General features: G+C 65.6%; 25 protein-coding genes. 11 read left to right on the top strand and 14 right to left on the bottom strand.

Going from position 1 to position 22,746, the window contains the following annotated elements:
- Window positions 1–4: 4 nt before the first annotated feature.
- Both Q9R47_RS21545 and Q9R47_RS21550 read right to left on the bottom strand, forming a co-directional pair.
- Window positions 5–1,285 (bottom strand): branched-chain amino acid ABC transporter substrate-binding protein, encoded by a 1,281-nt coding sequence (locus tag Q9R47_RS21545; RefSeq protein WP_404977199.1) that lies wholly within the window; start codon window positions 1,283–1,285, stop codon window positions 5–7.
- A 208-nt stretch (window positions 1,286–1,493) separates the two neighbouring features.
- Window positions 1,494–2,360 carry a DUF2242 domain-containing protein gene (locus Q9R47_RS21550; RefSeq protein WP_404977200.1) on the bottom strand — a complete coding sequence of 289 codons (867 nt, stop codon included), beginning with the start codon at window positions 2,358–2,360 and terminating at the stop codon, window positions 1,494–1,496.
- 243 nt (window positions 2,361–2,603) lie between these two features.
- On the opposite strand from Q9R47_RS21550, the gene Q9R47_RS21555 reads away from it, so the two are divergent.
- Window positions 2,604–2,978, top strand: a complete 375-nt coding sequence (locus tag Q9R47_RS21555; RefSeq protein WP_311235163.1) for an Hsp20/alpha crystallin family protein — start codon at window positions 2,604–2,606, stop codon at window positions 2,976–2,978.
- A 160-nt stretch (window positions 2,979–3,138) separates the two neighbouring features.
- On the opposite strand, the gene tsaD is transcribed toward Q9R47_RS21555, so the two are convergent.
- Together tsaD and Q9R47_RS21565 are read right to left on the bottom strand one after the other, a co-directional pair.
- On the bottom strand, window positions 3,139–4,185 hold the full coding sequence (gene tsaD, locus Q9R47_RS21560) for a tRNA (adenosine(37)-N6)-threonylcarbamoyltransferase complex transferase subunit TsaD (protein WP_311235164.1): 1,047 nt from the start codon (window positions 4,183–4,185) through the stop codon (window positions 3,139–3,141).
- An 86-nt stretch (window positions 4,186–4,271) separates the two neighbouring features.
- A complete protein-coding gene (locus Q9R47_RS21565) occupies window positions 4,272–5,495 on the bottom strand; it encodes a branched-chain amino acid ABC transporter substrate-binding protein (protein WP_404977196.1) in 1,224 nt (407 codons plus the stop codon).
- A gap of 154 nt (window positions 5,496–5,649) precedes the next feature.
- On the opposite strand from Q9R47_RS21565, the gene Q9R47_RS21570 reads away from it, so the two are divergent.
- The 7 genes from Q9R47_RS21570 to Q9R47_RS21600 all read left to right on the top strand — a co-directional run bounded on the left by Q9R47_RS21570 (window position 5,650) and on the right by Q9R47_RS21600 (window position 11,024).
- On the top strand, window positions 5,650–6,276 hold the full coding sequence (locus Q9R47_RS21570) for an ANTAR domain-containing protein (protein ID WP_311235166.1): 627 nt from the start codon (window positions 5,650–5,652) through the stop codon (window positions 6,274–6,276).
- Between the two features lie 380 nt (window positions 6,277–6,656).
- Window positions 6,657–7,901, top strand: a complete 1,245-nt coding sequence (locus Q9R47_RS21575; RefSeq protein WP_311235167.1) for a CmpA/NrtA family ABC transporter substrate-binding protein — start codon at window positions 6,657–6,659, stop codon at window positions 7,899–7,901.
- 62 nt (window positions 7,902–7,963) lie between these two features.
- A complete protein-coding gene (ntrB, locus tag Q9R47_RS21580) occupies window positions 7,964–8,917 on the top strand; it encodes a nitrate ABC transporter permease (protein WP_311235168.1) in 954 nt (317 codons plus the stop codon).
- Between the two features lie 38 nt (window positions 8,918–8,955).
- A complete protein-coding gene (locus Q9R47_RS21585; RefSeq protein ID WP_311235169.1) occupies window positions 8,956–9,768 on the top strand; it encodes an ABC transporter ATP-binding protein in 813 nt (270 codons plus the stop codon).
- Window positions 9,769–10,012: 244 nt separating this feature from the next.
- The gene (locus Q9R47_RS21590; RefSeq protein WP_311235170.1) at window positions 10,013–10,252 is read left to right on the top strand and encodes a hypothetical protein; all 240 of its coding nucleotides are present in this window, start codon (window positions 10,013–10,015) and stop codon (window positions 10,250–10,252) included.
- A 115-nt stretch (window positions 10,253–10,367) separates the two neighbouring features.
- Window positions 10,368–10,718: an RNA-binding protein gene (locus Q9R47_RS21595; RefSeq protein WP_311235171.1), complete on the top strand. Its 351-nt coding sequence runs from the start codon at window positions 10,368–10,370 to the stop codon at window positions 10,716–10,718.
- A 96-nt stretch (window positions 10,719–10,814) separates the two neighbouring features.
- Window positions 10,815–11,024, top strand: a complete 210-nt coding sequence (locus tag Q9R47_RS21600) for a hypothetical protein (protein ID WP_311235172.1) — start codon at window positions 10,815–10,817, stop codon at window positions 11,022–11,024.
- Window positions 11,025–11,045: 21 nt separating this feature from the next.
- Here Q9R47_RS21600 and Q9R47_RS21605 read toward each other — a convergent pair whose 3' ends face one another.
- Complete coding sequence (locus Q9R47_RS21605) at window positions 11,046–11,582, bottom strand: class I SAM-dependent methyltransferase (RefSeq protein WP_311235173.1); 537 nt, start codon at window positions 11,580–11,582, stop codon at window positions 11,046–11,048.
- A gap of 258 nt (window positions 11,583–11,840) precedes the next feature.
- Between Q9R47_RS21605 and Q9R47_RS21610 the strand changes: the two genes are divergently transcribed.
- Window positions 11,841–12,992, top strand: a complete 1,152-nt coding sequence (locus Q9R47_RS21610) for a PLP-dependent transferase (protein WP_311235174.1) — start codon at window positions 11,841–11,843, stop codon at window positions 12,990–12,992.
- 41 nt (window positions 12,993–13,033) lie between these two features.
- On the opposite strand, the gene Q9R47_RS21615 is transcribed toward Q9R47_RS21610, so the two are convergent.
- The 9 genes from Q9R47_RS21615 to Q9R47_RS21655 form a co-directional block, all read right to left on the bottom strand.
- Complete coding sequence (locus tag Q9R47_RS21615; RefSeq protein ID WP_311235175.1) at window positions 13,034–13,849, bottom strand: EamA family transporter; 816 nt, start codon at window positions 13,847–13,849, stop codon at window positions 13,034–13,036.
- Between the two features lie 63 nt (window positions 13,850–13,912).
- Window positions 13,913–14,659, bottom strand: a complete 747-nt coding sequence (locus Q9R47_RS21620; RefSeq protein ID WP_311235176.1) for an SDR family oxidoreductase — start codon at window positions 14,657–14,659, stop codon at window positions 13,913–13,915.
- Window positions 14,656–15,477, bottom strand: coding sequence for a gamma-glutamyl-gamma-aminobutyrate hydrolase family protein (locus Q9R47_RS21625; protein WP_311235177.1), 822 nt, complete (start codon window positions 15,475–15,477; stop codon window positions 14,656–14,658). The genes Q9R47_RS21620 and Q9R47_RS21625 overlap by 4 nt, the downstream gene beginning before the upstream one ends.
- The gene (locus Q9R47_RS21630) at window positions 15,474–16,505 is read right to left on the bottom strand and encodes a hypothetical protein (RefSeq protein ID WP_311235178.1); all 1,032 of its coding nucleotides are present in this window, start codon (window positions 16,503–16,505) and stop codon (window positions 15,474–15,476) included. The genes Q9R47_RS21625 and Q9R47_RS21630 overlap by 4 nt, the downstream gene beginning before the upstream one ends.
- A complete protein-coding gene (locus tag Q9R47_RS21635) occupies window positions 16,495–17,496 on the bottom strand; it encodes a nucleoside-diphosphate kinase (RefSeq protein ID WP_311235179.1) in 1,002 nt (333 codons plus the stop codon). Before Q9R47_RS21635 ends, Q9R47_RS21630 begins: the two co-directional genes overlap by 11 nt.
- The gene (locus tag Q9R47_RS21640) at window positions 17,480–18,241 is read right to left on the bottom strand and encodes a guanylate kinase (protein ID WP_311235180.1); all 762 of its coding nucleotides are present in this window, start codon (window positions 18,239–18,241) and stop codon (window positions 17,480–17,482) included. The genes Q9R47_RS21635 and Q9R47_RS21640 overlap by 17 nt, the downstream gene beginning before the upstream one ends.
- On the bottom strand, window positions 18,234–19,208 hold the full coding sequence (locus Q9R47_RS21645; RefSeq protein WP_311235181.1) for a transketolase C-terminal domain-containing protein: 975 nt from the start codon (window positions 19,206–19,208) through the stop codon (window positions 18,234–18,236). The genes Q9R47_RS21640 and Q9R47_RS21645 overlap by 8 nt, the downstream gene beginning before the upstream one ends.
- Window positions 19,205–20,074, bottom strand: coding sequence for a transketolase (locus tag Q9R47_RS21650; RefSeq protein WP_404977197.1), 870 nt, complete (start codon window positions 20,072–20,074; stop codon window positions 19,205–19,207). The genes Q9R47_RS21645 and Q9R47_RS21650 overlap by 4 nt, the downstream gene beginning before the upstream one ends.
- A 462-nt stretch (window positions 20,075–20,536) precedes the next feature.
- Window positions 20,537–21,511: a LysR family transcriptional regulator gene (locus tag Q9R47_RS21655; RefSeq protein WP_404977198.1), complete on the bottom strand. Its 975-nt coding sequence runs from the start codon at window positions 21,509–21,511 to the stop codon at window positions 20,537–20,539.
- 102 nt (window positions 21,512–21,613) lie between these two features.
- On the opposite strand from Q9R47_RS21655, the gene Q9R47_RS21660 reads away from it, so the two are divergent.
- Together Q9R47_RS21660 and Q9R47_RS21665 are read left to right on the top strand one after the other, a co-directional pair.
- On the top strand, window positions 21,614–21,766 hold the full coding sequence (locus Q9R47_RS21660) for a hypothetical protein (RefSeq protein WP_311235183.1): 153 nt from the start codon (window positions 21,614–21,616) through the stop codon (window positions 21,764–21,766).
- A 62-nt stretch (window positions 21,767–21,828) separates the two neighbouring features.
- Complete coding sequence (locus Q9R47_RS21665; RefSeq protein WP_311235184.1) at window positions 21,829–22,728, top strand: MBL fold metallo-hydrolase; 900 nt, start codon at window positions 21,829–21,831, stop codon at window positions 22,726–22,728.
- Window positions 22,729–22,746 lie beyond the last annotated feature (18 nt).

Genomic DNA, 22,746 nt, shown 5'->3' on the forward strand with positions numbered 1-22,746 from the left:
CGGATCAGCCCGGGCGCCGCATGTCGCAGCGCGGCGGCAGCTCCGCCTGCTGCGCCGCGATGCGGCGCACCACGCGGAACCCGTAGCCCGAGCCTTCGACGTCGAAGGGCACGCCCGGGGTCCCGGCGCGCTCCATGACGCCGACGGCCAGCGGCTGCTGGAACTGGTGGTCGGCCGCGCGCATCGCACCGCCCTGCCCGGCCAGCTGCACGCGCGAGGTTTCCATCGCGCGGGCGACGGCGGTAGTGTCGGTGGTGCCCGCGCGCTCCATCGATTCGGCGAGCGATTCGACCATGAGCTGCATGCGCATGTGCACGTAGTCGTCGGCGGGGCTGGGGAAGCGCTGGCGGAAGGAGCGGTAGAAGGCCTCGCTCTCCTTCGTGGGCACGTTGGGCAGCCAGTCGGCCACCGCCACCACCTTGCCCACGCCCGCATCGCCCAGCGCCGCGGGCGCGCCCAGGGCGTTGCCGTAGAACGTGTAGAAGGTGCCGGCATAGCCCACCTCGCGCGCGGCCTTCACCAGCAGCGTGAGGTCGTTGCCCCAGTTGCCGGTGACGACGGCCTGCGCGCCGCTCGCCTGGATCTTCACCGCGTAGGGCGCGAAGTCCTTCACGCGGCCCACGGGGTGCAGTTCCTCGCCGAGGACCTTCACGTCGGGACGCTGCGCCGCCAGCTGGCGCCGCGCCTCGCGCAGCACGGCCTGGCCGAAGCTGTAGTCCTGCCCGATGAGGTAGACGCCCTGCAGGCCCTTGTCCGCGCGGATCGCCTCCATCAGGGCGGCCATGCGCATGTCGGCATGGGCGTCGAAGCGGAAGTGCCAGAAGCTGCACTTCTCGTTGGTCAGGATGGGGTCGACGGCGGAATAGTTGAGGAACAGCACGCGCCGCGCGGGATCGCGCTCGTTGTGCTTGTTGATCGCTTCGATCAGCACGGCCGCCGTGGCCGACGAATTGCCCTGCAGCACGACGCGCGCGCCGGCATCGATGGCGGCGCGCAGGGCCGAGAGCGCCTCCTCGTTCTGCCCCTTGCTGTCGTAGCGCTCCAGCGCCAGCGGGCGCGCGCCGCCGGCCGCAGCGGGCAGCCGCACGCCGCCGCGCGCGTTCACGCGTTCGGTGGCCCAGAGCACGTTGCGGTACACGGCTTCGCCGGTGTTGGCGAAGGGACCGGAGAGGCTTTCGATGAGGGCGATACGGATGGGCGCTGCGGCCGGTGCGGCGGACGTCGGTGCCGCCGGCGCGGAGGCCGGGCCGGCGCCGGCGGGCAGGGCCATGCCCAGCAGGGCCATGGCGGAAGCGGCCGCGGCGACGCCGGAGCGCATGGCGGCGGGAAGGGAGGCGATGGAACGGAGAGCGGACACGGTAACGTTCATGGAAAGCGGAGAGGGAGAAGCGCGAAACGGCAGGCGCATCGGGCGCGCCGGTACGGGAGCGGCCCGCAGTCCGGCGCCGGCACGGGCCACCACGGACCGGACGGCGAAGCGGAGGGCCGGGCCGTCAGGGAAGGGCCGAGGGCGCAGATGCGGGCACCGCCGGCAGCGAAGGGACCGACGCGGCGGCGGCGGGCGGCGTGGCGGTGGGGAACACCGGATACGGAAGCACCTGCGGCAGCGGGTCGGCGGCCGGTGCGGCCTGCGGCACCACCGGCGAGGTGGTCACCCCGCCCTCGGCCGGGTCCTTCACCTCGCCGGATTCGCGGGCTTCGCGCACCATGGCCTCGGTGTCGGCGGTCTTCGGCACCTTCGGAGACGCCTGGCCGACCTCGGTCGGCGCTTCGCGCGGCGGAATGAACCGGTCGAAGACCTGGAAGAAGCGGTCGTAGAAACGCGCATCCGTCACCGTCTCGCTGCCCACCTTCACCAGCGTGTCGTCGCTGGCCGTGACGGGCAGCGACAGCGAGCCCAGGGCCCCCACGCCAAGCGAGGCGGAGTTGTTGATCTTCTTGATGACGTAGCGGTCCTGCAGCGCGCTCGCGAACACGGCCGTGCGCTGCTTGAGCGGCCCTTCGGACGCGCAGACGACGCGCATCTCCACCTGGTAGTGGATGTCGGTGGAGGGCTGGAAGTACTTGCGGCCGGCCACGACCTCGGCACTGGCCGTGCCCACCAGATAGCCCTGGCTCAGCAGCGCGCGGCGGGCGCCCTCGCACACGCGGGCGGGCGGCGCGTCGATGTGGCGCGTGTAGATGCTGGCGCTGGTATTGAAATCGTCGGGATCGAAGCGGGCACTGCGGTCCAGGCCGGGCATGGAGTTGGGCACGCCCGCGCAGCCGGCGAGCAGGGCGGCGGCAGCCACGGCCATGGTGGCCGCGGGCCGCGGCAGGCGGAACTGCGGGCGCGAGGGAGCGGTGAAGCGAAGGGGCATGGGCATGGCGGCGGATTCCTGAACCCGCATTGTGCTGGTTGCACTTTGGTGCGCCCGCAAATGGGTTGTAACCCCTGGCAACCGCCGGGTTTGGCTTGCCAGCCCGCCCGCGGCGCCCCGCAAAAAATCCTCTTGAAATGCGCCGCGGCATGCGCATCTGCAACCCAAGCGGCGAACCCGGGCGCCGCGCCCCCCCCATGTCAGGCGCATTGCGCGCCACCTCGTTTTCCAAGGAGTTCCACCATGTTCTTCGCCCCCGTCATCCGCCGCTCCCCGTACGTCGCCCGTTCCGCCGCTCCCGCAGATTTCGCGCTCCAGCGCTTCATGCAGAGCACCCTGGCGAACCCCGGCACTTCCGTGAGCCAGGACGACAAGACCGTGACCCTGCAGATCGACGTTCCAGGCCTGTCCCGCGAACAGCTCAACGTGACCATCGAGGGCCAGCAAGTGCGCCTCGCAAGCGTCGAGGGCGCCCCCCGCCAGGTGCAGCGCGCCTGGGAACTGGCCGACGAGATCGATGCCTCGGCCAGCAGCGCCAAGCTCGAGAACGGCGTGCTGACGCTGGTGCTCGCCAAGGTGGTGCCCGAGAGCCGCGCCACGCAGCTCACCATCGGCTGATCGAACGGCATGCGCCGGCCGCGCCGGGGGACTTCCCCGCCGCGCCGGCAGACAGTTGTCGCCCTTGCGCCCGTGCCCTCGATGGCCGGGCGCTTTTTTACGCCCCGGCGCCGGCCAGGCGCAGGCACAGGCACAGGCACAGGCGCACGGGGTTTTCGGTTCAGGCGAGTGCGTCCAGCGGCCAGCGCGGCTTGACGTCGAACGCATAGTCGCGGTTCGGCGCCTCGCGGCCGGCCTGCAGGCGCATGGCGGCGGCCATCGCGATCATGGCGCCGTTGTCGGTGCACAGGTGCAGCTCGGGGTAGTGCACGCGCACGCCCATGCGGGCACAGGCGGCGTCGAGCTGCGCGCGCAGCAGCCGGTTGGCACCCACGCCGCCGGCCACCACCACGCGGCGCAGGCCGGAGCCCTCCAGCGCCGCCAGGGTCTTTTTGACGAGCACGTCGACGATGGCCGCCTGGGTGCTGGCGGCCAGGTCGGCCTTGCGCGCCTCCAGCTGGTCGCCGAGCTTTTTCGCCTGCGTGAGCACGGCGGTTTTCAGGCCCGCGAACGAGAAATCGAGGTTGCCGCTGTGCAGCAGCGGCCGCGGCAGCTTGAAGGCCGCGGCATCGCCCTGCTCCGCCAGCCGCGACAGTGCGGGCCCGCCGGGATACCCGAGGCCCATCAGCTTGGCGGATTTGTCGAAGGCCTCGCCGGCCGCATCGTCGATGGTCTCGCCCAGCAGTTCATAGCGGCCCACCCCGTCCACGCGCATCAGCTGGGTGTGCCCGCCCGAAACGAGCAGTGCGACGAACGGGAACTCGGGCGGATCCGCGCTCAGGAACGGCGAGAGCAGGTGCCCCTCCAGGTGGTGCACGCCGAGCACCGGCCGGTCCAGCGCCGCGCCGAGCGCGCAGGCCACGCCCGCGCCCACCAGCAGCGCTCCGGCCAGGCCCGGGCCGCGGGTGTAGGCCACCACGTCCACGTCCGCCAGGCGGCAATCCGCCTCGGCCAGCACGGCGTCGGTGAGCGGCAGCACGCGCCGGATGTGGTCGCGGCTCGCCAGCTCGGGCACCACGCCGCCATAGGCCTGGTGCATGTCGATCTGGCTGTGCAGGGCGTGGGCGAGCAGCGTGGGCACGCCGCCGCCTTCGGGCGTGCGCACGAGCGCCACGCCGGTTTCGTCGCAGGAGGATTCGATTCCGAGGATGAGCTGACTCTGGGCCATAGGCGCGCAAGTGTAGGCGCCCCGGGGGCCTGGTGCACCGCGCACGGTCTTTGCGGCGACGGTGGCGCCGCGCGCCGCGCGCCGCGTCACCAGCGGTCGGAACGCATGCGCAGCTCCCACTGGCCCGCGCGCATGCCGTACACGCCCACGGCGCCATAGCGCTGCTCGCCCTTCTCGTCCCACTTCATGGTGCCGGTGACCGGCGCATAGCCGTTGATGCCGTGCAGCACCTTGGCGATCGCCTTGGGATCGGCGGATTTGGCCTGCTGCAGGGCGGCCGAAAGCACGTAGGTGGCGTCGTAGCTGTAGTGCCCGCCATAGGCCGGGGCCTTCTTGAAAGCGCGGTCGTAGCGGTCCAGGAACTGGCGCCCGGTGACGAATTCGCGCGCCTCCAGCACCGGCGAGGTGGCGTAGATCGCGGCCACCTTGCGGTCGCCCTTGAGCATGTCGGTGGTCTTGATGGTGTCGCCGCCCAGGATGCTCACGCCGGTGTAGTTCAACTGCGCCAGCGCATCGATGAGGGCGAGCACCTGGAAATCGTTGAGCGTGCTGACGATCACCCCCACCCGCTCCTGCTGCAGGCGCGCGGCCAGCGCCTTGAAATCGGTGGTCTGGTCGTCGAAGGACTGGCGCACGGCCACGCGCCGCTTCTCCGCCTCGATCTGCTGCGCCGCGCCGTCGGCCAGGCCCTTGCCATAGGGCGTGCCGTCGTCGAGCACGGCGTAGGCATTGGCGGCGAGCTGCGTGGCCGCGAAGGACCCCATGGCGCGCGACTGCAGGTTGTCGTTCGCGACGAGGCGGAACGTGCCCGGCAGCCCCAGTTCCGTGAAGCGCGGATGGGTGGAGATCGCCAGTTGCGGAATGCCCTGCGCCGCATAGATCGGCGCCGCCTCGATGCTCACGCCGGAATTGAGGTGCCCGATCACCGCCACCACGCCGGATTCGACGAGCTGCTGCGCCACGGTCTTGCCCGTGGCCGCGTCGGCGCGGTCGTCCTGCGCCACCACCTCCAGGGTGACGCGCTTGCCGTCCACCTTGAAGCCGGACTGGTTCAGCTCGTCCACCGCCAGGCGCACGCCGTTGAGCATGTCCTGCCCGAGCGCCGCGAGCGGCCCCGACAGGGGTTGCGCCACGCCGATCTTGATGGTGTCCGGCACGCGGCTGCAGCCTGTCAGGCCGAGTGCCGCGATGCATGCGCCCGCCAGCAACGCGCGCCGCGCCGGTCCCCGCCCGGCTGCCGCTTCCCGGCCGGACCGTTTTCGCCGCGCCGCAGACCCCTGCCCCACCGTAACCCATCGTCCCGTTGCCATGCGTGTGCTCCCCTTCGGATTGATCGATGCCTCTTGTAACCAGAGGTACGCGAGCGTATCGCGTCGCGCGCCAGGGGGGAAGCCCTTTTCTGTCCGGCCGGCACTCCCCAGAAACCGGCGCAGGCCAGGCGTATTTCTTGCTGCAGTGCGCGCCATGAACGAGTCGATGCGCATCGTGGTGGTGGCCCCGGACCTGGCCCTGGCCGGGGAGGACGACGAGCACGCCCGCGCGCAGGCCGAGCGCTCGCGGGCGCTGCACATCGGCCTGCTGGAAAACGGCTACAACCTCGTCGCCACACTGCCCGCCGACGTGTTCCTCAGCGACCGCATCGCGCAGCTGCAGCCGGACATGGTGATCGTGGACGCCGAAAGCGCCGCCCGCGACGCGCTGGAGCACGTCGTGCTCGCCACGCGCGAGGCGCCCCGGCCGATCGTGCTCTTCACCAACGACGAGGACACCACCCACGTCAAGGACGCGGTGGCCGCGGGCGTCACCGCGTACATCGTGGCGGGCCTCGCGCCCCAGCGCATCCGCCCGATCCTGGACGTGGCCATGGCGCGCTTCCAGCACGAGCAGGCGCTGCGGGCCGAACTGGCCGACGCGCGCGGCGCCCTGCAGGACCGCAAGACCATCGACCGCGCCAAGGGCCTGCTCATGCAGCGCCAGGGCTTGACCGAACAGGCCGCCTACGAGAAGCTGCGCAAGGCCGCGATGGACAAGGGCATGAAGCTGGGGGAAGTCGCCCAGCGCATGCTCGACGCCTTCGACCTGCTGAGCTAGGCGCCGCCCGAACCTTCTTCCTGCCGCGCGATGGTGCAACGCACAACCGCGTGGCACCCGCCGCACGAACCGGGTGCGCGCCCGCACCAATCAGGCACCGCGGCAGGCCCGCGCGGCGCCCGGCGGGACGGGCGGCAGAGGCCTTCCCATCCAGCGCCCCCGCACGCAACCGCTGGCACAGCCCTTGCATTGATCCGGCCAGCACCCATCGCTGGGTCATCGAGGCACCCGTCCAACGGCGGACAGGCGCCCCGAACCAAAGGACAAAGGCGTCCCCATCCTTCGCGGCCCACCCGCCGCGAAGCGGTGCGGACGCCTTTTCGTTTTTTCGCCACCTGCCACCGGGCCCGCGCCCGCAACCGTTCCACAAGGAAGCCCCGATGACCGACCTCTCGAAAACCAGCCTCCACCGCCGCACCGTGCTGCAGGCCGCCGCGGTCGGCGCCGTGGGCGTGAGCCCCGCCCTGCGCGCCCTGGTGCATGCCGCCGGCTCCGACGCGCCCGAGAAGAAGGAAGTGAAGATCGGCTTCATCCCGCTCACCGACTGCGCGAGCGTGGTGATGGCCTCGGTCCTGGGCATCGACGAGAAATACGGCGTGAAGATCATCCCCAGCAAGGAGGCGAGCTGGGCGGGCGTGCGCGACAAGCTCGTGAACGGCGAGCTGGACTTCGCCCACGTGCTCTACGGCCTCGTCTACGGCGTGCACCTGGGCGTGGGCGGTCCGAAGAAGGACATGGCCGTGCTCATGACCCTGAACAACAACGGCCAGGCCATCACGCTCTCCAAGAAGCTCGCCGAGAAGGGCGCGGTGAACGGTGCCTCGCTCGCCAAGCTCATGGCCACGGAAAAGCGCGAATACACCTTCGCCCAGACCTTCCCCACCGGCACGCACGCGATGTGGCTCTACTACTGGCTGGCCGCCAACGGCATCGACCCGATGAAGGGCGCCAAGGTGATCACCGTTCCGCCGCCGCAGATGGTGGCCAACATGCGCGTGGGCAACATGGACGGCTTCTGCGTGGGCGAGCCCTGGAACCACCGCGCCATCATGGACGGCATCGGCATCACCGCCACCACCACCCAGGCGATCTGGAAGGACCATCCCGAGAAGGTGCTCGGCACCACGTCGGAGTTCGTGCAGAAGTATCCCAACACCGCGCGTGCCGTGACGGCCGCCATCCTGGAAGCGGGCCGCTGGATCGACGAGAGCCTCGCCAACAAGACCAGGATGGCCGAGACCATCGCCGGCAAGGCCTACGTGAACACCGGCGTGGACGCGATCAACCAGCGCATCCTGGGCCGCTACCAGGACGGCCTGGGCAAGACCTGGGACGACCCCGACTACATGAAGTTCTACAACGATGGCGCGGTGAACTTCCCCTACCTGTCGGACGGCATGTGGTTCCTCACCCAGCACAAGCGCTGGGGCCTGATCAAGGACCACCCCGACTACCTCGGCGTGGCGAAGTCCATCAACCGCATCGACCTCTACAAGCAGGCTGCCACCGCCGCCAAGGCCCCGCTGCCGAAGAGCGACATGCGCACCAGCAAGCTGGTGGACGGCATCGTCTGGGACGGCAAGGACCCGGCGAAGTACGCGGACGGCTTCAGGATCAAGGCCTGACCGGGCTCCCTGAAGCCCTCCTCCACACGCCCCCACGACGCATCCACGCGAAGGAGTTCTCCATGGTCAGTGCCGTCTTCCATGCCGCCCCGGAGCCCGGCTCCGCCGCCGCCCACCACGCCGCCGCGCCTGCCGGCGCAGCGCCCACCGCCTCCACGACGATGACGACGAACGCATCTCCCCCCCGGGCCCCCGCGCCCGCCGCCACCTCCACGCCCCGCGACACCTCGGCCGCGCTGCGCGGCTTCTGGCTCGCGGTGCTGCCGCCGGCCTGCGGCATCGGCCTGCTGCTCGTGGTGTGGGCGATCGTGTCCTCCACCACCGGCGGGAGCATCCCCAACCCGGCCGACACCTGGAAACAGGCCGTGGAGATCTTCAGCAATCCGTTCTACCGCAACGGCCCCAACGACCAGGGCGTGGGCTGGAACGTGCTCGCCTCGCTCGAACGCGTGGCCGTCGGCTTCGGCCTCGCGGCGGTGGTGGGCATCCCGGCGGGCTTCGTGATCGGGCGCTTCACCTTCCTCTCGCGCATGTTCAACCCGCTCATCAGCCTGCTGCGCCCGGTCTCGCCGCTGGCCTGGCTGCCGATCGGCCTGCTGGTCTTCAAGGGCGCGAACCCCGCGGCCATCTGGACCATCTTCATCTGCTCCATCTGGCCGATGATCATCAACACCGCCGTGGGCGTGCAGCGCGTGCCGCAGGACTACATGAACGTCGCCCGGGTGCTGAACCTCTCCGAATGGAAGATCGCCACCACCATCCTCTTCCCCTCGGTACTGCCGTACATGCTCACCGGCGTGCGCCTGGCCGTCGGCACCGCGTGGCTGGTGATCGTCGCCGCCGAGATGCTGACCGGCGGCGTGGGCATCGGCTTCTGGGTGTGGGACGAGTGGAACAACCTGAACGTGAAGAACATCCTGATCGCGATCTTCGTGATCGGCATCGTCGGCCTGCTGCTCGAATACGCCCTGGTCAAGCTCGCCACGGCCTTCTCGTTCGAAGAGGTCAAGGCCTGATCCGGCCCGGCCCGACCCACCCCACACCGGAGTTCCCCATGCATGCCTCCCTCAACACCAAGTTCATCGAAATACAGGGCGTGGAGCAGACCTTCAAGACCACCAAGGGCCTGTTCCCCGCGCTGCGCGGCATCGACCTGGCGATCGCCAAGGGCGAGTTCGTTTCGCTCATCGGGCACTCGGGATGCGGCAAATCCACCCTGCTGAACCTGATCGCGGGCCTGACCACGCCCACGGCCGGCGCCCTGATCTGCGCCAACAAGGAAATCAGGGGCCCGGGCCCGGACCGCGCCGTCGTCTTCCAGAACCACTCCCTGCTGCCCTGGCTGACCTGCGAAGGCAACGTGCACCTGGCCGTGGAGCGCGTTTTCGGCGCCACCGAATCCAAGGCGCGCCTGAAAGAGCGCACCGCCGCCGCCCTGGCGCTGGTGGGCCTCGCCCACGCCGCGCACAAGCGCCCCGGCGAGATCTCCGGCGGCATGAAGCAGCGCGTGGGCATCGCCCGGGCGCTGTCGATGGAGCCCCAGGTGCTGCTGATGGACGAGCCCTTCGGCGCCCTGGACGCCCTCACCCGCGCCAAGCTGCAGGACGAGCTGCTGGAGATCGTGGCGCGCACGCAGAGCACCGTGGTGATGGTGACCCACGACGTGGACGAGGCGGTGCTGCTGTCCGACAAGATCGTGATGATGACCAACGGGCCGGCGGCGACCATCGGCGAGGTGCTGCAGGTGGACATTCCACGGCCGCGCAGCCGCGTGGAGCTGGCGGAGGACCCGGTGTATCTGCAGTGCCGCAAGGCCGTGATCGATTTTCTGTACACGCGGCAGGGGCATGTGGAGAAGGCGGCCTGACCAGGGCCTGCCGGGCTTTTTTAAAACCAATAGGAATATTGATCGACAATAAAATTCCTGGATGGTATGATGGACGTCATTCTGGGTCTGGCGGCTACTCCACCGTACCGCCACCAGAACGCTCTGCCCGGGTGGACACCGCCTCGCAGAGACATGGCGACTCCGTCGCACGGCGGATCTGCTGAGCTGCAGATCCCCGAATGTCCCCCAGCTCACGCAGGCCGGTTTCGACCTGCGTCATTGAATGCTCCAGATCCCTAATACCGCTATTTCCATGGGCAAGTACGTCGTTTCGCCCGCGACACATCCGACCGGTTGCGGTCGCTTCCGAGCCTCCTTCGCCGTCCACCGCGCCCAGAGCAGCGGCAGCTACTGCCGGGTGTTCCGTTTCGACAGGACATTCGCCTCGCGCGAAGCTGCCCGGCTCTTCGCAGTCACCCAGGGCTGGCTGCAGACATGCATGGCGCACCCTCCCGTCTGTTGACCTCCGCCGTCGCAGACGCCCCTCGCCCTGACGGGCGCGGCATCATCGCCCCGCTCGCCGGGCCGGGCATTCCTCCTGCGGGCTCCTCGCCCGCCCTCTTTCAGAAAGGCTCCTCATGAGCTGCAAAATCTACGTGGGCAACCTGCCCTATTCCGTGACCGACGACAGCCTGCGCAGCAATTTCGCCGAGTTCGGCGGCGTCACTTCGTCCAAGATCATGATGGACCGCGAAACCGGTCGCTCCAAAGGTTTCGGCTTCGTGGAAATGTCCTCCGCCGAAGACGCGCAGTCGGCGATCACCGGCCTGAACGGCCTGTCCGTCGATGGACGCTCCATCGTGGTCAACCTGGCCCGCCCGCGTGAAGCGAACGGCGGCTCCGGCGGCTACAGCCCAGCCGGCTACGCCGTGGACAAGCGCTCCGATGTCGGCTATGGCAATGGCGGCTTCGGCGGCGGCCGGTACTGACCGCGCAGCACCTTCCACAGGAAACCGGCTTCTGGGCCGGTTTTTTTTCGTCCTCGCCACGCGCCCGTTGTAATAGCCACCGTCCGCTCTGGCGATTTGCCGCACGATGAAATCAGCTGGCCTCGGCGCTCAAAAAAAGCATTTCCACATGACTCGCTGCTGCTGGTGGCACTGTCGGGCAACATCCACAGCATTTCAGCGCTGCGGCACGGCAGTCCGTTCGACCACCACTTCACCAAGCCGGCCAACATGGATGGCATTGTCCAAGTGGTGTCGCCCCGTCTCGCGGGACCGGTCGCCGGTTGACGGCACCGCCGGGCGCGCCATTCAACCGTCGAGAACGGATACCGAACCGGTGCGGCGTGCAACGATTTCCCAGACCGCCTTTGGCAGCGCATAGCGCTGTATCGTCTTCTCCTCGACACTGAGAACCTCCCAGCCTTCGCCGCACAGGGAACGGGCTGCCGCTTCATCGAAGAAGCGCTTCAACTGGCCATGGACGAGATACTGGTTCTCTGCCAGCGGGCGATGGCCGCCCGCGCCGAAATGGGTATCCTGCGTCGAATTCACGCGGCAAAGAAAGATGCCGCCAGGAGCGAGACACTCGCGTATGCGGAGCATCACGTCATTCGTCTGGTCCACGGAAAAATAGTGCAGGGACAGGCTCGCGATCACGGCGCCGGCGCCTTGGGCCGCTGGCGGAAACCGGTCGCAGAGATCCTGGCAATACAGGAGCTGCGGAGAAATCTTCTTTCCTGCCTCGGCGATTGCCGTCGGTGAACGATCGAGTCCGATCACGCGTAACCCTTCGGCGGCCAGCATCGCGAGATCCGCTCCATTGCCGCAGCCGAGTTCGACGGTCACCCGGTCACCTACACTCTGGTGAAGCAGGGGAAGCCATCTCCGCAACCAGTCATCGTGCGCTGGCCCCCAACGTCGCCCGCCGAGAAAAGACGCCAGGCCCAGCATGGAGAACTTGAAGGAATCCCTCCACTTGCCGGGGGTCAGCGGGGAATTTCCAGCTATCGTGAATCGCTTCAAGTCTCGTCTCCCTTCAACATAGCTACCAACGTTCGTACCTGGATGCATCACCATACACCCCGGACCCTCCTGTCTCAGCCGATGGCTGCAGAGGAAACGGACGATCCAGTCTCGGCGCTCCCTCCGGTTCACCGCGCGTCCACCATTTTTCTGCCGACGCTTGCACGGCTGAAAAGCGCTGACTGGCGCGACCGCAGCCGGCCGCCGTACGGAAGAGACGGTTCCCGGGCCGCATACGAACTGGAGACCAAACTCGCCCGGATCGAGGGCGCCCGACAGGCGCTTCTGGTGTCCTCCGGACTGGCGGCCTATTCGTTGACCTGCATGGCCCTGCTGGCACCAGGCGATATCGTTGCGATTCCGACGAACGGCTACGGAACTGCACAGCAGATGCTGCGCCATGTGTTCCGACGTTTCGGCATCGGGATCGTGCTCTACGACCCCATGGCGCCGGATACGTGGAACGAGGCCATTCCTTCATCCGCCCGCCTCCTGTGGGTCGAAGCACCAGGTTCGGTCACCATGGAAGTTCCGGATCTGCGGCGCCTGGCCGGGTGGGCAGACGAACGGGGATGCATCGCCGCGATCGACAACACCTACAGCGCAGGAATGCATCTGCGCGCGTTCGAACTCGGCTTTCATGTGTCCGTCCAGGCGCTGACGAAGCTCCAGTCCGGCGGTGCGGATGTGGTGATGGGAAGCGTGGCAAGCGTGCGCGAGGATATCTCGCGCAGCCTGTCCGAGACACGTCATTTTCTTGGAATGCACGTTTCGCCGGACGATATCTATCTGGTGCTGAGGGGCCTGCCCACGCTCAGCCTCCGCTACACGGCCAGCACGGAAGCGTCCTTGCGTCTCGCACAATGGTTTTCGGAAAGAAAAGAGGTTGCGGCCGTCATGCATCCGGCATTCGCCGGGAGCAAGGGCCATGAAAACTGGAAACAATATTTCACGGCGTCGACGGGCCTGTTCAGTATCGCATTCGGCGCATTCGTCCCCACCACGAAAATAGAAGCATTCCTCGGAGCGCTGACACTCTTTCACTTCGGCTTCTCATGGGGAGGCCCCACCAGCCTGGTGATGTTCTACGGCAAGGACAGCGCTTGCGCACAGCAGTTGGAGAACTCCCGACCTGGTGCGGGCTGCATCGCACGGTTCTGGCTCGGCCTGGAAGACAGCGCGGATTTGGCCGCCGATGTATTCAACGCCTGGTCATCAGCCTTCGAAGCGTAGCGGCCTGGGGGCCGAGTCGCCATGCTGCCCCCTTCGCGACCTCAGCCCAGTACGCTCACCACAAGGCCGACGGTCACGAACAGCGTGCAGGTCAGCCGCACGCCCGTCACTTTTTCCTTCAGGAAAATGGCCCCGAAGAGTGCTCCGAACACGACACTTGTCTCACGCAGTGCCGAAACCAGCGCAGGCTGGCTGCGGGACAGCGCAATAATCACGAGCCCGTGGGCTGCCGACATGACAAAGCCGTTGACCAGGCAGTTGCGCCCGTTTCTCGCGACATAAGACTGCAGCCTGCTGAATCCGGTCGCAGCCGCGATCAGAAGCATCAGCAGTCCTTCCAGTACGAACAGCCAAAGCACGTACGTGAACGCCTGCCCGCTGACGCGTGCACCCTGGCTGTCCAGCAAGGTAAACACCGCGATGAATGCCGCGGTAGCCAATGCGAAAGCGATGGCACGGCCCTCGTGCCTTTTCGGCACCCCCCGGGAAAAGGACAAGCCCATGATGCCCACGCCGATGACGGCTATGCCTACATATTTCCACGGCGCCAGCACCGTACCCAGCAACAGGACCGAGATCGCGGTCACCATCAGCGGTGTCGCACCACGGGCGATGGGATACACCTGGCTCATGTCTCCGTGCTTGTAGCCCGCGCTGAGACAGATCCGGTAACCGGCATGCAATGGCGCGGAGACCGCCAGCCACTTCCATGCCCCCGGCTCCATAGCGGGGAAAAATGGCAGCATTGCCAGGCAAATGCCTCCGGAGGTAGCAGCCATCACGGTCAGCGAGAGAAACTTGTCGTCATCCTTCTTGACGACGAGATTCCATGCCGCATGCATCACCGCAGAGAGCATGACGAGGCCTAGTGATACGGTGTCCAAAATGAAGTTCTTCGGTCAGAAATTGGGGAAATTCCGTCAGATCGGATGATCCTGGGGAAGCACGATGAGCTGAGGAACGTTGATGTGAGGAGGCTGCAGCATGAGCCAGACAATCCTCTCGGCAACGTCGCCCGGCTGGAGCGGCCGGGCAATGTTCCGGGCGACGGCCGGCCGCACCGCCGCGCCGCGGTGCAGCTCCGTTTCCACGAGGCCCGGTGCAACGCACGACACCTTGATCCGGCTTCGGGCAAGCTCCATGCGCAGCGCTTCGCACAGCGCCTCGATGGCATGTTTGGTCCCTGCATAGGCCCCCGCGGTCTCCCGCACCTTGTGGCCCATGATGCTGGTGGTGTGTATCAGGTGGCCATATTCCTGGCTGCGGAAGTGTTTCAGCAAGGTGTATGTGAATCGATAGGCTGCTTCGACATTGATGCGCGACATGGCGCAGACTTGGTCGACATCGATCTGCTCAATGGTCCCGGTATGGTTGACGCCTGCATTGTTGATGGCGAAATCGACGTGCCCGAAACAGCTCACCGCTCGCTCGAGCAATAACGCGCATGCGTCGCCCTCCACCAGATCACCTGCGATCCATTCGATGCCGGTGTACCTGGATGCCAGCGACTTCAAACGGCTCTCGCGGCGACCATGCACGACCAGTTGCATTCCCATCTGCGCCAGCTTGCCCGCCAGCGCCATACCGATGCCGCTGGACGCTCCCGTAATGATCGCCACCTTGCCGGTCAGGCCCCGGTCTTGAGCGCCAATGGACCCGCCGCTCATGGCACCGCCTTGCGACCTGTGCGCCGGGCCCGCCGGACACACGCTGCACGAAAAGCGCTTGAAATGACCTTGTCCAGGTCGCACGCGCTAGCACCCCATTCAATGTGCCATTGGACGCCCAACGCGAATTCACGCGCACGGGTCAGGACGATCGCTTCGGTCACGCCGTCCTCGCTCGTGGCTTGAACGGAGACCCCATCCCCAAGGTCCGACACTGCCTGCGAATGCAGGGAGTTGACTTTCAGCTCCAGGCCCATGCTGCCCGAACGTTCGATCAAGTCGCTCAAATAACTTCCTCTGTGGATGCGAATCGAATGGCGCGCCTTGTATCGTTCCTGGTAGGGGAGCGACTTGTCCGACCGGTGATCCTCGAAACAGCCAAGCTCGTGGACCTGTTCATGCAATTCCCCGCCACAAGCCACGTTCATCTCCTGCATTCCACGGCAAATTCCCAACATGGGTACTCCTTGCGACAGGCAATGCCGGATCAACCAATGCGTTGTCTCATCGCGCGCTCTATCCGGCTGGCCGACAGGTTCGATCTCGACCAGTTCATCGTCCCGGCGCCGAAGACCGACGTTGCTCGGCGAACCCGTGAACAACACTCCATCCAGGCGTTCGGCGAGCAATGACAGCGCGCCGGTGGGCCCGCCAAGCGACGGGGTAGCGGGAATCAGGACCGGTACGGCCTGCAGTTCATCGAGAACGTAGTCCACGTACTTGTGGAACACGGTGTGATGTGGCGTAGGGGGATAGTCACCAAAAGCGATGCCGCGCAGACAGCATGAAACGCCCACGAGAGGTCGCAGATCGCTCATGCGAACCATGCCCGCGTGGCTTTGCCGGTGGGTTCGTACACCCTCAGGCGATATTGCATTTCCATGTCTGAATACTCTTCCGTCTCATGCCGGAAGAACGTGGAAATGCGCTCCTTTGCCTGAGCGCCGGAGGGAAAGATCGGTTCGGCCTCAAGCAACAGGCGGCTGGCTTCGAAAAGCTCATCGATGAAATCGATGGTGGCGAGTATGTACGCCTTCGTCTCCCCGGCTTCACGGCCGCAGCTGGCCAGCAGCAGATGCAGGTAGCGCTCGTAGAGACGCGCATCCACACCCGCCCTCGCCCCATACCGGACGATCCACTTCCTGTGATAGTTGGTATTACCGCACAGATGCGTGTAGGCGTGGAACTGGGTGACCATGTTCTCGCGTGCAAGGTCGGCGCAACGAGCCCATTCGCCCTCATTCCACGCGCCGACAATGTCGAGCAGCACCGAGAAATCGGAAGCTTTCCACCGGTACATCAGGTACAGGAAGATCTTGAGACCCGTTCGGTCGCGCAGATCGTCGAGATAGGCCTTTCCGGCGAGCCCATGCGAATTGAAGAGCCGATGCACGAAGGCCATGTCGCGAGCGCTCATGTACTTCGTAAGCAACACCAGCGACTGGGTGGCGTAATCGAAGGTACCGCGAACCTGGGACACCAGTGCGTCCATCTCGGCCTTCGAGCGGTATTCGATGTCCACCTTGATGTGCGTCGACGGCACGACGGTGTGTATCAGGAAAACCTCCGCCATCGGCGCCGTCCCCGTCAGGATGGACCGGTCCTTGCTGAGCGTCCTGTAGTGCATATCCAGCGCAATGTCCCGCTCCCGCCGAAGATCGTCGGTTACCACGTGGACATCCACGTCGGACATGGCATTTCCGATGCCCTCGATCAATGAGCCGCCGACGAAGGCAGCATCACCGTCACGGAGATAGGCATTGTCCAGAATGAAGTCACTGGACAGGCTCACGGTGCCGTTGAGCAGGCTGTACACCTGCCCGCGTTCCTCATCTTTAGAAGGCATGAATTGATTCATCGAGTGCGTTTTTCAGAACCGCGCCGTGTTCGGCCCAGCGCGAGGTGACTTCGCCGACCGCACGGGCATCGATCAGGGGCTTGACGCCGGGCCTGTCGTGCTGGATCAATTCAGAAGCGACGGTAAGAACGTCCCAGAACTGCGCCTGCCCGCCACCAGTTGCATCAAGGACCACGTCGAGCGGTATCTTGGTATGGCTTTGCATGGCATCCGCCAGCACGCGCATTCCGGGGGATCTCTCGCACAAGGCATCCTCCAGCCGCGCCATGGAGCCAACGGGATCGATTTCGTTCTTCAGCGACGCAGCCTCGATGCGCCGCACTTCGGCGCACAAGCTGGCGGAAAGATCAACGACTGGCCTCGTCGGAGCGGCGGCGCAGTCGCGCATCAGCGCAACCAGTGCCGGACCACCGAGCAGAATCGAGAGGTCACGAACAAGATCCGCCGGCTCGTCGGGCGTGTGGACGAAACCCAGCATCCGGTTGTGCATGCGGAGCAAGGTGCGTAGATGCTGTTCATTGCGCCGATCCGCATGGGCCGACCCCTTCATACCCCAAAGCTTGACCGACGCCGGAATCACTCCCGGGTCGGAATCACGCACCAGGACCAGGATGGAACTGCTTTGCGCATTGACCATGTTCGTCAACCGCACCCGATCCACCGTCGCTGCATTCCACTGGAAACGCCATATGAGATGCGCGGCATTCCGGTCAACGGATACCTGCGTCATCGCAACAGGTACTAGCCGCTTTTTGTGCAGGAATGAAAGCACCGACTGGCTGCAACGCCTGGCCAGGGCCTCAGGCTTGATCAGTACGAATGAATGGCCGTAGAGGAATTCGCCGACTCGATCGCCCCAGACCCGGCGCAGGATTTCCCAAGCCTCCTCCGAAACGAAATCGTTTCGATACGCCTGGATCTTCGCCTCCTGTACGGTTAGCAGCGAGAGCAATTCACCGTATTCAAGCTGCATCGGCATTTTGCGGCTGCAGTTGTGCGATGCCATTGACGCGCTCGAACAATGGATCGTAGTAGAACATCATCGACCGCGGCGACAGCTTCTTGCAGTTCGGCCCCACATTTCTCAGTCGAGTGAGCCTGTGTCTTTCGGCGGTTCGTATGGCCTTGAGAACCTCGAGGCTGCAATCCAGATCCTTGTTTACGAGGTGGTATTCATGTTCATCGACGTAGCTGAGGTCCTGCAATGCCATCTGCTGCTTGATGTACAGCTCCTCGCCTCGCTCCGTTCCCCGCCTCTCGAGGCGCGAAAGCAGCTCCTCGAATGTCGGAGGAATGACGAATATACCGACGACCTGCTCCCTGAACTGGCGGCGGAGGTTGATGTACAGCTGCGGCGTGTAGTCGAAAACCAGGTCCTTACCCGCCACGATCGCCTCCTGCAAGGGTTTGATCGGCGTGCCGTAGTACTTCCCTTCCGAAGGATTCACCCATTGCGCAAAAGCCTCCGCCTTGACCATTTCCTGGAATTCCTGTCTCGACACGAATTCGTAGAACCCGGACTCATCGACGGCAGAGGACGCACGCGGCGCGCGCGTCGTGACATTGGGAACATAGCCCAGGTCGGGAGAGTCGCGGAGCCAACGTTTGATCAAGGTGGTCTTTCCCGTACCACCGGGCCCGGATACCACGAAGAAAGTGCTGGTGGGTCTTTCTTCGAAACTGACGTTGGGCGCAGCCCCCGGTAATAGTGGTTGCTTATGCACTGGCCATTTCCTTTTTTTCTCGATTCATCGCAGCCAGCCAATGCCGCACACGCGAGGCCATCTGCGCAGGCTCCAGTCCGAAATGCCTGAGCAGATCACCGCTGTCGCCTACTGGCGCGAATACACCCGGCACGCCGAGCGCCAGCATCGGTGCCGGCGCTCGGCTGACGACCACCTCCGCGACGGCACCGAACAGCCCTCCCCCGACTTGGTGCTCCTCGGCGCAGACGATGCCCCTCGTATCCCGGCATGCCTGGACAATGGCCGCCGTGTCGATCGGGGCGATGCTGGAGAAATTCAGGACCCTGCACGTGATGCCGTCATCTTCCAGAAGTTGCGCGGCCTGGACCAGGTTGTGCACCATCGAACCGGTACCCAGCAGCGCGACATCGCGTCCGTCGCGGAGTGTCTCGGCACGACCAAACTGGTACTCGTCGCGGCTGGTGATGTTGCGCCTGCCACCTCGCGCCAGCCGAACGAACGCCGGCCCCTCATGCGCATGCAGGGCCCTGGCGACGGCCCTCGCTTCGCGGGCGTCGCATGGCGCGGCAAAGCGGACATTCGGGAGCACTCTGATCCATGCGATGTCCTCGATCGCATGGTGCGTCGCCCCGAGCGAGCCGTAGGTGAAACCGCTGCTGAACCCGCACAGCTTCACGTTGGCCTTCGACATGGCAATGTCCACCTTGATCTGCTCCAGTGCTCTCCCAGAAAGAAAGCATGACGCAGCGCAGACGAACGGGATCATCCCGCCGCTTGCCAGACCGGCCGCCACTCCCACCATGTTCTGCTCGGCAATGCCGACGTCAAAGACGCGATCCGGAAACTCTTCCAAAAAGAACCTGGCATTCGTCGAAGACAGGCAATCGTTGATGACCAGGCACACCCTGGGATCGTGCCGGGCGAGGTTCAACACTTCCGCGGCGAAGGCATCTTTCGGATCTTCCAACCCCTCGTCGACGTTCATCGGCTCAGCTCTTCCAGTGCCTGAGCGGCCTCCGACAGAGAAGGCAATTTGTGATGCCATGCTGCATTCCCCTCCATGAAAGAAACACCCCTGCCTTTTTTTGTCATCGCGATCAGGCACCGCGGCCGCGTTGAACGCTCGGCCCGAGCAAGAGCCTCGAAAATCGCAATGTGATCATGGCCGTCGATTTCCTCGACGTCCCATCCGAAAGCACGCCATTTGTCTGCCAAAGGACCCAAGGGATTGACCTGTTCCGTTTCTCGTCCTTGCTGCAGTCCGTTGCGATCTATGATGGCCGTCAAATTACCGAGGCAGCGTGCACTCGCAAACATCGCCGCCTCCCAATTACTGCCTTCTTGCAACTCGCCGTCTCCGAGAAGCACGAACGTCTTTTGTTTGCCACTGCTCGCTGCTGCAGCGGCAGCCGCCCCCACGGCGAAAGGCAATCCATGACCCAGCGCACCGGTACAGGTTTCGATCCCGCTGACTGAGGACGAGGGATGGCCGCCGAGCAATCCTCCCGAACGGCCGTAATTCAGCAACATGTCTTCGTTCCAAAACCCCAATTCGATCAATACCGAATAGAGGGCCAAGGCGGCATGCCCTTTGCTGAGGACAAAACGGTCTCGCAATGGGTCGCTGAAGGCACGGGATGCCATGACCGATCCGTACAGGACAGTCAGGATATCTATGGCAGAGAAATCGGGGCCGAGATGGCCGAAATGGCTTTGAGACGTTACCGTCAAGCATCGGATCCGAGCACGTTGAGCGATTCTTTTGGAGCGATGCACATCCAACCGATGGCATCCGCCGCGTATCCCCTCGGCCACCGGCACACTCGCTGCCCCATCTGCATGGGTTCGCATGGTATTTCCCCTCCCTGAAATTTTTGCTCGATCCACTGTCGGGATCGATGCAGGACTGTAGCCTGCCGCGCGTCTTTACTAAGGACTGCTTTTTATGAAAGTATAACGACAGAGAATAAGAAAATTCCAAATCTTTGTATCAAAAAGTGCGCCCGCGTGCGATCGTTCCGGCATGCCGCAGCAGGCCGGCACATTCAAACCGGGCACTGCGCCTGGGATTCGCCAGTCGAGGGAGGCCGTGCTCCGAAGGCAGCGATGGATTCCCATGACGAAACCTGAGGTACCACTGCCGGCCTGGCCTGACCCACATCGGCGCACGCACAGTCCTCGCCTCTATGTCACCCCATCCTCCACCGAAGCGCCGAGCATGAGGTAGATCGCACGACAGACTCGCCCAGGCACCTCCGTTCGAAGCCGAACGCAATGTGCCCGATCTGCATACGCAACTGCATCGGCGCCGCCCTACGGCCGGGCCGGTGCGCCAGGGAGCGTCCGCCCCGCATGCGCGCCCGTCGACGCGGTCTCCTGCAACAGGTCCACGAATGCCCGCACCTTCGCCGGCCGGAAGCGCGCCGGAGGAAACACCGCGTGGATGCCCCCGGACGGCAGCGCCCATTGCGGCAGCACGTGGACCAGCCGGCCCGCCGCCAGGTCCTCGGCCACCGCATAGTCCGGCAGCACGGACAGCCCGGCGCCGAGGCGCACCGCCTCGCGCACTGCCAGCGTCGCGTCCAGGGACACCACGGCATGCACGGAGACGCCCTCGCGCTCCAGTTCGCCGCGCGAAAAACTCCAGCGCGTGGGCTCGCGCAAGGCGGTGTTGGCGACGAACGGGATGCGGGCAATGCCCTGCGGATCCTGCAGGGCGCTCACCTCGTGCTGCCACGCGGGCGCCGCGACCAGCAACTGGCGGAATGCGCCGATCTGCCGGGCCTGCACGCCCGGGTCTGTCAGCCACCCTACGCGGATCGCCAGCTCCACCTGGCCGGACATCACGTCGATCGACTGGTCGCTGAGGATCGCGTCCACCTTGCATTGCGGATACCGGCGCGTGAACTCGGTGACGGCCGGCACGATGGTCGTGATGCCGTAATCCAGCGCGGCCGTCAGGCGCAGCGTGCCCGAAGGTTCGGTCGCCCCCTCGCCGAGTTCATCGAACGCGTCGTGCGCTTCCTTCAGGACCAGCGCGCATCGCGCATGGAAGGCCTTGCCCGCATCCGTGGGCGCCACCCTGCGGGTGGTGCGGGTGAGCAGCGTCGTGCGGAATTCCCGCTCCAGCCGTGCCACCTGCTGGCTGACCACCGCCTTGGTGATGCCCAGCCGCAGGGCGGCCGCCGTGAAGCTGCCCGTCTCGACCACCGCCGCGAAATACGCCATGCGCTTGAGGTTGGCGAGGTGGCTGGCGCCGGGTTCGAAATCATTGTCTGCCATTGGCATACAGATTATCAGCCTTGGCGTGATTTATTTGTCAATGAGGGCTACCTACCATCCGTGCATCGACCACATCGGGGCTTTTCCCAGCCCCTCCGAAGCGCCCCCATGACCAAGACACTGCACTGCCTTTTCGATCCGCTCTGCGGCTGGTGCGACGGCGCCGGCGGCACGGTGGCGGAAGTGGCGGCCCTGCCCGGCGTCGTCCTGCGGCGGGTGCCCGGCGGCCTGTTCTCCGGTAAAGGCGCTCGCCCGATCTGATCCCTCTCCGCCTCGTCCCACGCTTATCTCGATCTCCACCTCTCACTCCCCAAGGACCACCCATGATGACCCGCCGAGACTTCGTTCAGACCGCCGCATCCGCCGGCGCCGCCACCGCCCTCTCGGGCTGCGCCGCCCCGGCAGTAACGCCCACGCCGCTGCAGTGGAAGCACTTCCCGGCCGGCGAGAAGGGTTTCTTCCGCGCCCCAGTGCTGCTCTCGGGCGCGAAGGAGGCGATCCTCATCGACGCAGGCTTCTCGCTGCCCGACGGCCGCGCCGTGGCCGACGCCATCCAGGCCTCGGGCAAGACGCTGACCACCATCTACATCAGCCAGAGCGACCCCGACTACTACTTCAGCCTGGGCGCGATCAAGGCCGCCTTCCCCGCCGCCCGGGTGCTGGCCGCGTCCGACACGATCGCCGCGATCCGCGCCAACGTGCAGAAGAAGATCGATACCTGGTCTCCGCAGCTCAAGGAAAATGGACCGCAGAAGCTGGTGGACGTCGTCTTCCCCGAGCCCTTCGACGGCCCTTCGCTGAGCCTGGAAGGCAACGTGATCGAGATCGTGAAGGCGCAGGGCCTGGACAACCGCCGCTACCTCTGGGCGCCGTCGCTGAACGCTGTGTTCGGCGGCGTGCTGGTCTTCTCGGGTCTGCACGTGTGGACGGCGGACACCCCGACGCCCGCCGCGCGTGCGGCCTGGGTGAAGAACCTCGAAGCCATCGCCGCCCGCAAGCCGGCCGTGGTGGTGGCCGGCCATCTGTCGGCCGGCGGCGCGCTGGACGTCTCGGCCGTGAACTACACCCGCGATTACCTGCTGGCCTTCGAGCAGGAAGTCGCCAAGGCGGCCAACAGCGAAGCCGTGATCGCTGCGATGACCAAGCGCTACCCCGACGCGGGCTTGCCCGTCGCGCTGCAGTTGGGTGCGAAGGTCGCCAAGGGCGAGATGAAGTGGGGCTGATGGCATCGCCCGGGCCAG

The sequence above is a fragment of the Acidovorax sp. PRC11 genome (assembly GCF_031844105.1).
Classification (GTDB): domain Bacteria; phylum Pseudomonadota; class Gammaproteobacteria; order Burkholderiales; family Burkholderiaceae_C; genus Paracidovorax.

Bases quoted from the DNA above. Each gene is read 5' to 3' on its own strand.
- Q9R47_RS21555 (WP_311235163.1), top strand. From the start codon at position 2,604: ATGTTCTTCGCCCCCGTCATCCGCCGCTCCCCGTACGTCGCCCGTTCC.
- Q9R47_RS21650 (WP_404977197.1), bottom strand. From the start codon at position 20,074: ATGCGAACCCATGCAGATGGGGCAGCGAGTGTGCCGGTGGCCGAGGGG.
- tsaD (WP_311235164.1), bottom strand. From the start codon at position 4,185: ATGGCCCAGAGTCAGCTCATCCTCGGAATCGAATCCTCCTGCGACGAA.
- Q9R47_RS21590 (WP_311235170.1), top strand. From the start codon at position 10,013: ATGCTCCAGATCCCTAATACCGCTATTTCCATGGGCAAGTACGTCGTT.
- Q9R47_RS21570 (WP_311235166.1), top strand. From the start codon at position 5,650: ATGAACGAGTCGATGCGCATCGTGGTGGTGGCCCCGGACCTGGCCCTG.
- ntrB (WP_311235168.1), top strand. From the start codon at position 7,964: ATGGTCAGTGCCGTCTTCCATGCCGCCCCGGAGCCCGGCTCCGCCGCC.
- Q9R47_RS21655 (WP_404977198.1), bottom strand. From the start codon at position 21,511: ATGCCAATGGCAGACAATGATTTCGAACCCGGCGCCAGCCACCTCGCC.
- Q9R47_RS21625 (WP_311235177.1), bottom strand. From the start codon at position 15,477: ATGAGCGATCTGCGACCTCTCGTGGGCGTTTCATGCTGTCTGCGCGGC.
- Q9R47_RS21575 (WP_311235167.1), top strand. From the start codon at position 6,657: ATGACCGACCTCTCGAAAACCAGCCTCCACCGCCGCACCGTGCTGCAG.
- Q9R47_RS21550 (WP_404977200.1), bottom strand. From the start codon at position 2,360: ATGCCCCTTCGCTTCACCGCTCCCTCGCGCCCGCAGTTCCGCCTGCCG.
- Q9R47_RS21660 (WP_311235183.1), top strand. From the start codon at position 21,614: ATGACCAAGACACTGCACTGCCTTTTCGATCCGCTCTGCGGCTGGTGC.
- Q9R47_RS21635 (WP_311235179.1), bottom strand. From the start codon at position 17,496: ATGCCGATGCAGCTTGAATACGGTGAATTGCTCTCGCTGCTAACCGTA.
- Q9R47_RS21585 (WP_311235169.1), top strand. From the start codon at position 8,956: ATGCATGCCTCCCTCAACACCAAGTTCATCGAAATACAGGGCGTGGAG.
- Q9R47_RS21565 (WP_404977196.1), bottom strand. From the start codon at position 5,495: ATGGCAACGGGACGATGGGTTACGGTGGGGCAGGGGTCTGCGGCGCGG.
- Q9R47_RS21595 (WP_311235171.1), top strand. From the start codon at position 10,368: ATGAGCTGCAAAATCTACGTGGGCAACCTGCCCTATTCCGTGACCGAC.
- Q9R47_RS21630 (WP_311235178.1), bottom strand. From the start codon at position 16,505: ATGCCTTCTAAAGATGAGGAACGCGGGCAGGTGTACAGCCTGCTCAAC.
- Q9R47_RS21545 (WP_404977199.1), bottom strand. From the start codon at position 1,285: ATGGCCCTGCTGGGCATGGCCCTGCCCGCCGGCGCCGGCCCGGCCTCC.
- Q9R47_RS21610 (WP_311235174.1), top strand. From the start codon at position 11,841: ATGGCTGCAGAGGAAACGGACGATCCAGTCTCGGCGCTCCCTCCGGTT.
- Q9R47_RS21665 (WP_311235184.1), top strand. From the start codon at position 21,829: ATGATGACCCGCCGAGACTTCGTTCAGACCGCCGCATCCGCCGGCGCC.
- Q9R47_RS21620 (WP_311235176.1), bottom strand. From the start codon at position 14,659: ATGAGCGGCGGGTCCATTGGCGCTCAAGACCGGGGCCTGACCGGCAAG.
- Q9R47_RS21645 (WP_311235181.1), bottom strand. From the start codon at position 19,208: ATGAACGTCGACGAGGGGTTGGAAGATCCGAAAGATGCCTTCGCCGCG.
- Q9R47_RS21615 (WP_311235175.1), bottom strand. From the start codon at position 13,849: ATGCTCTCTGCGGTGATGCATGCGGCATGGAATCTCGTCGTCAAGAAG.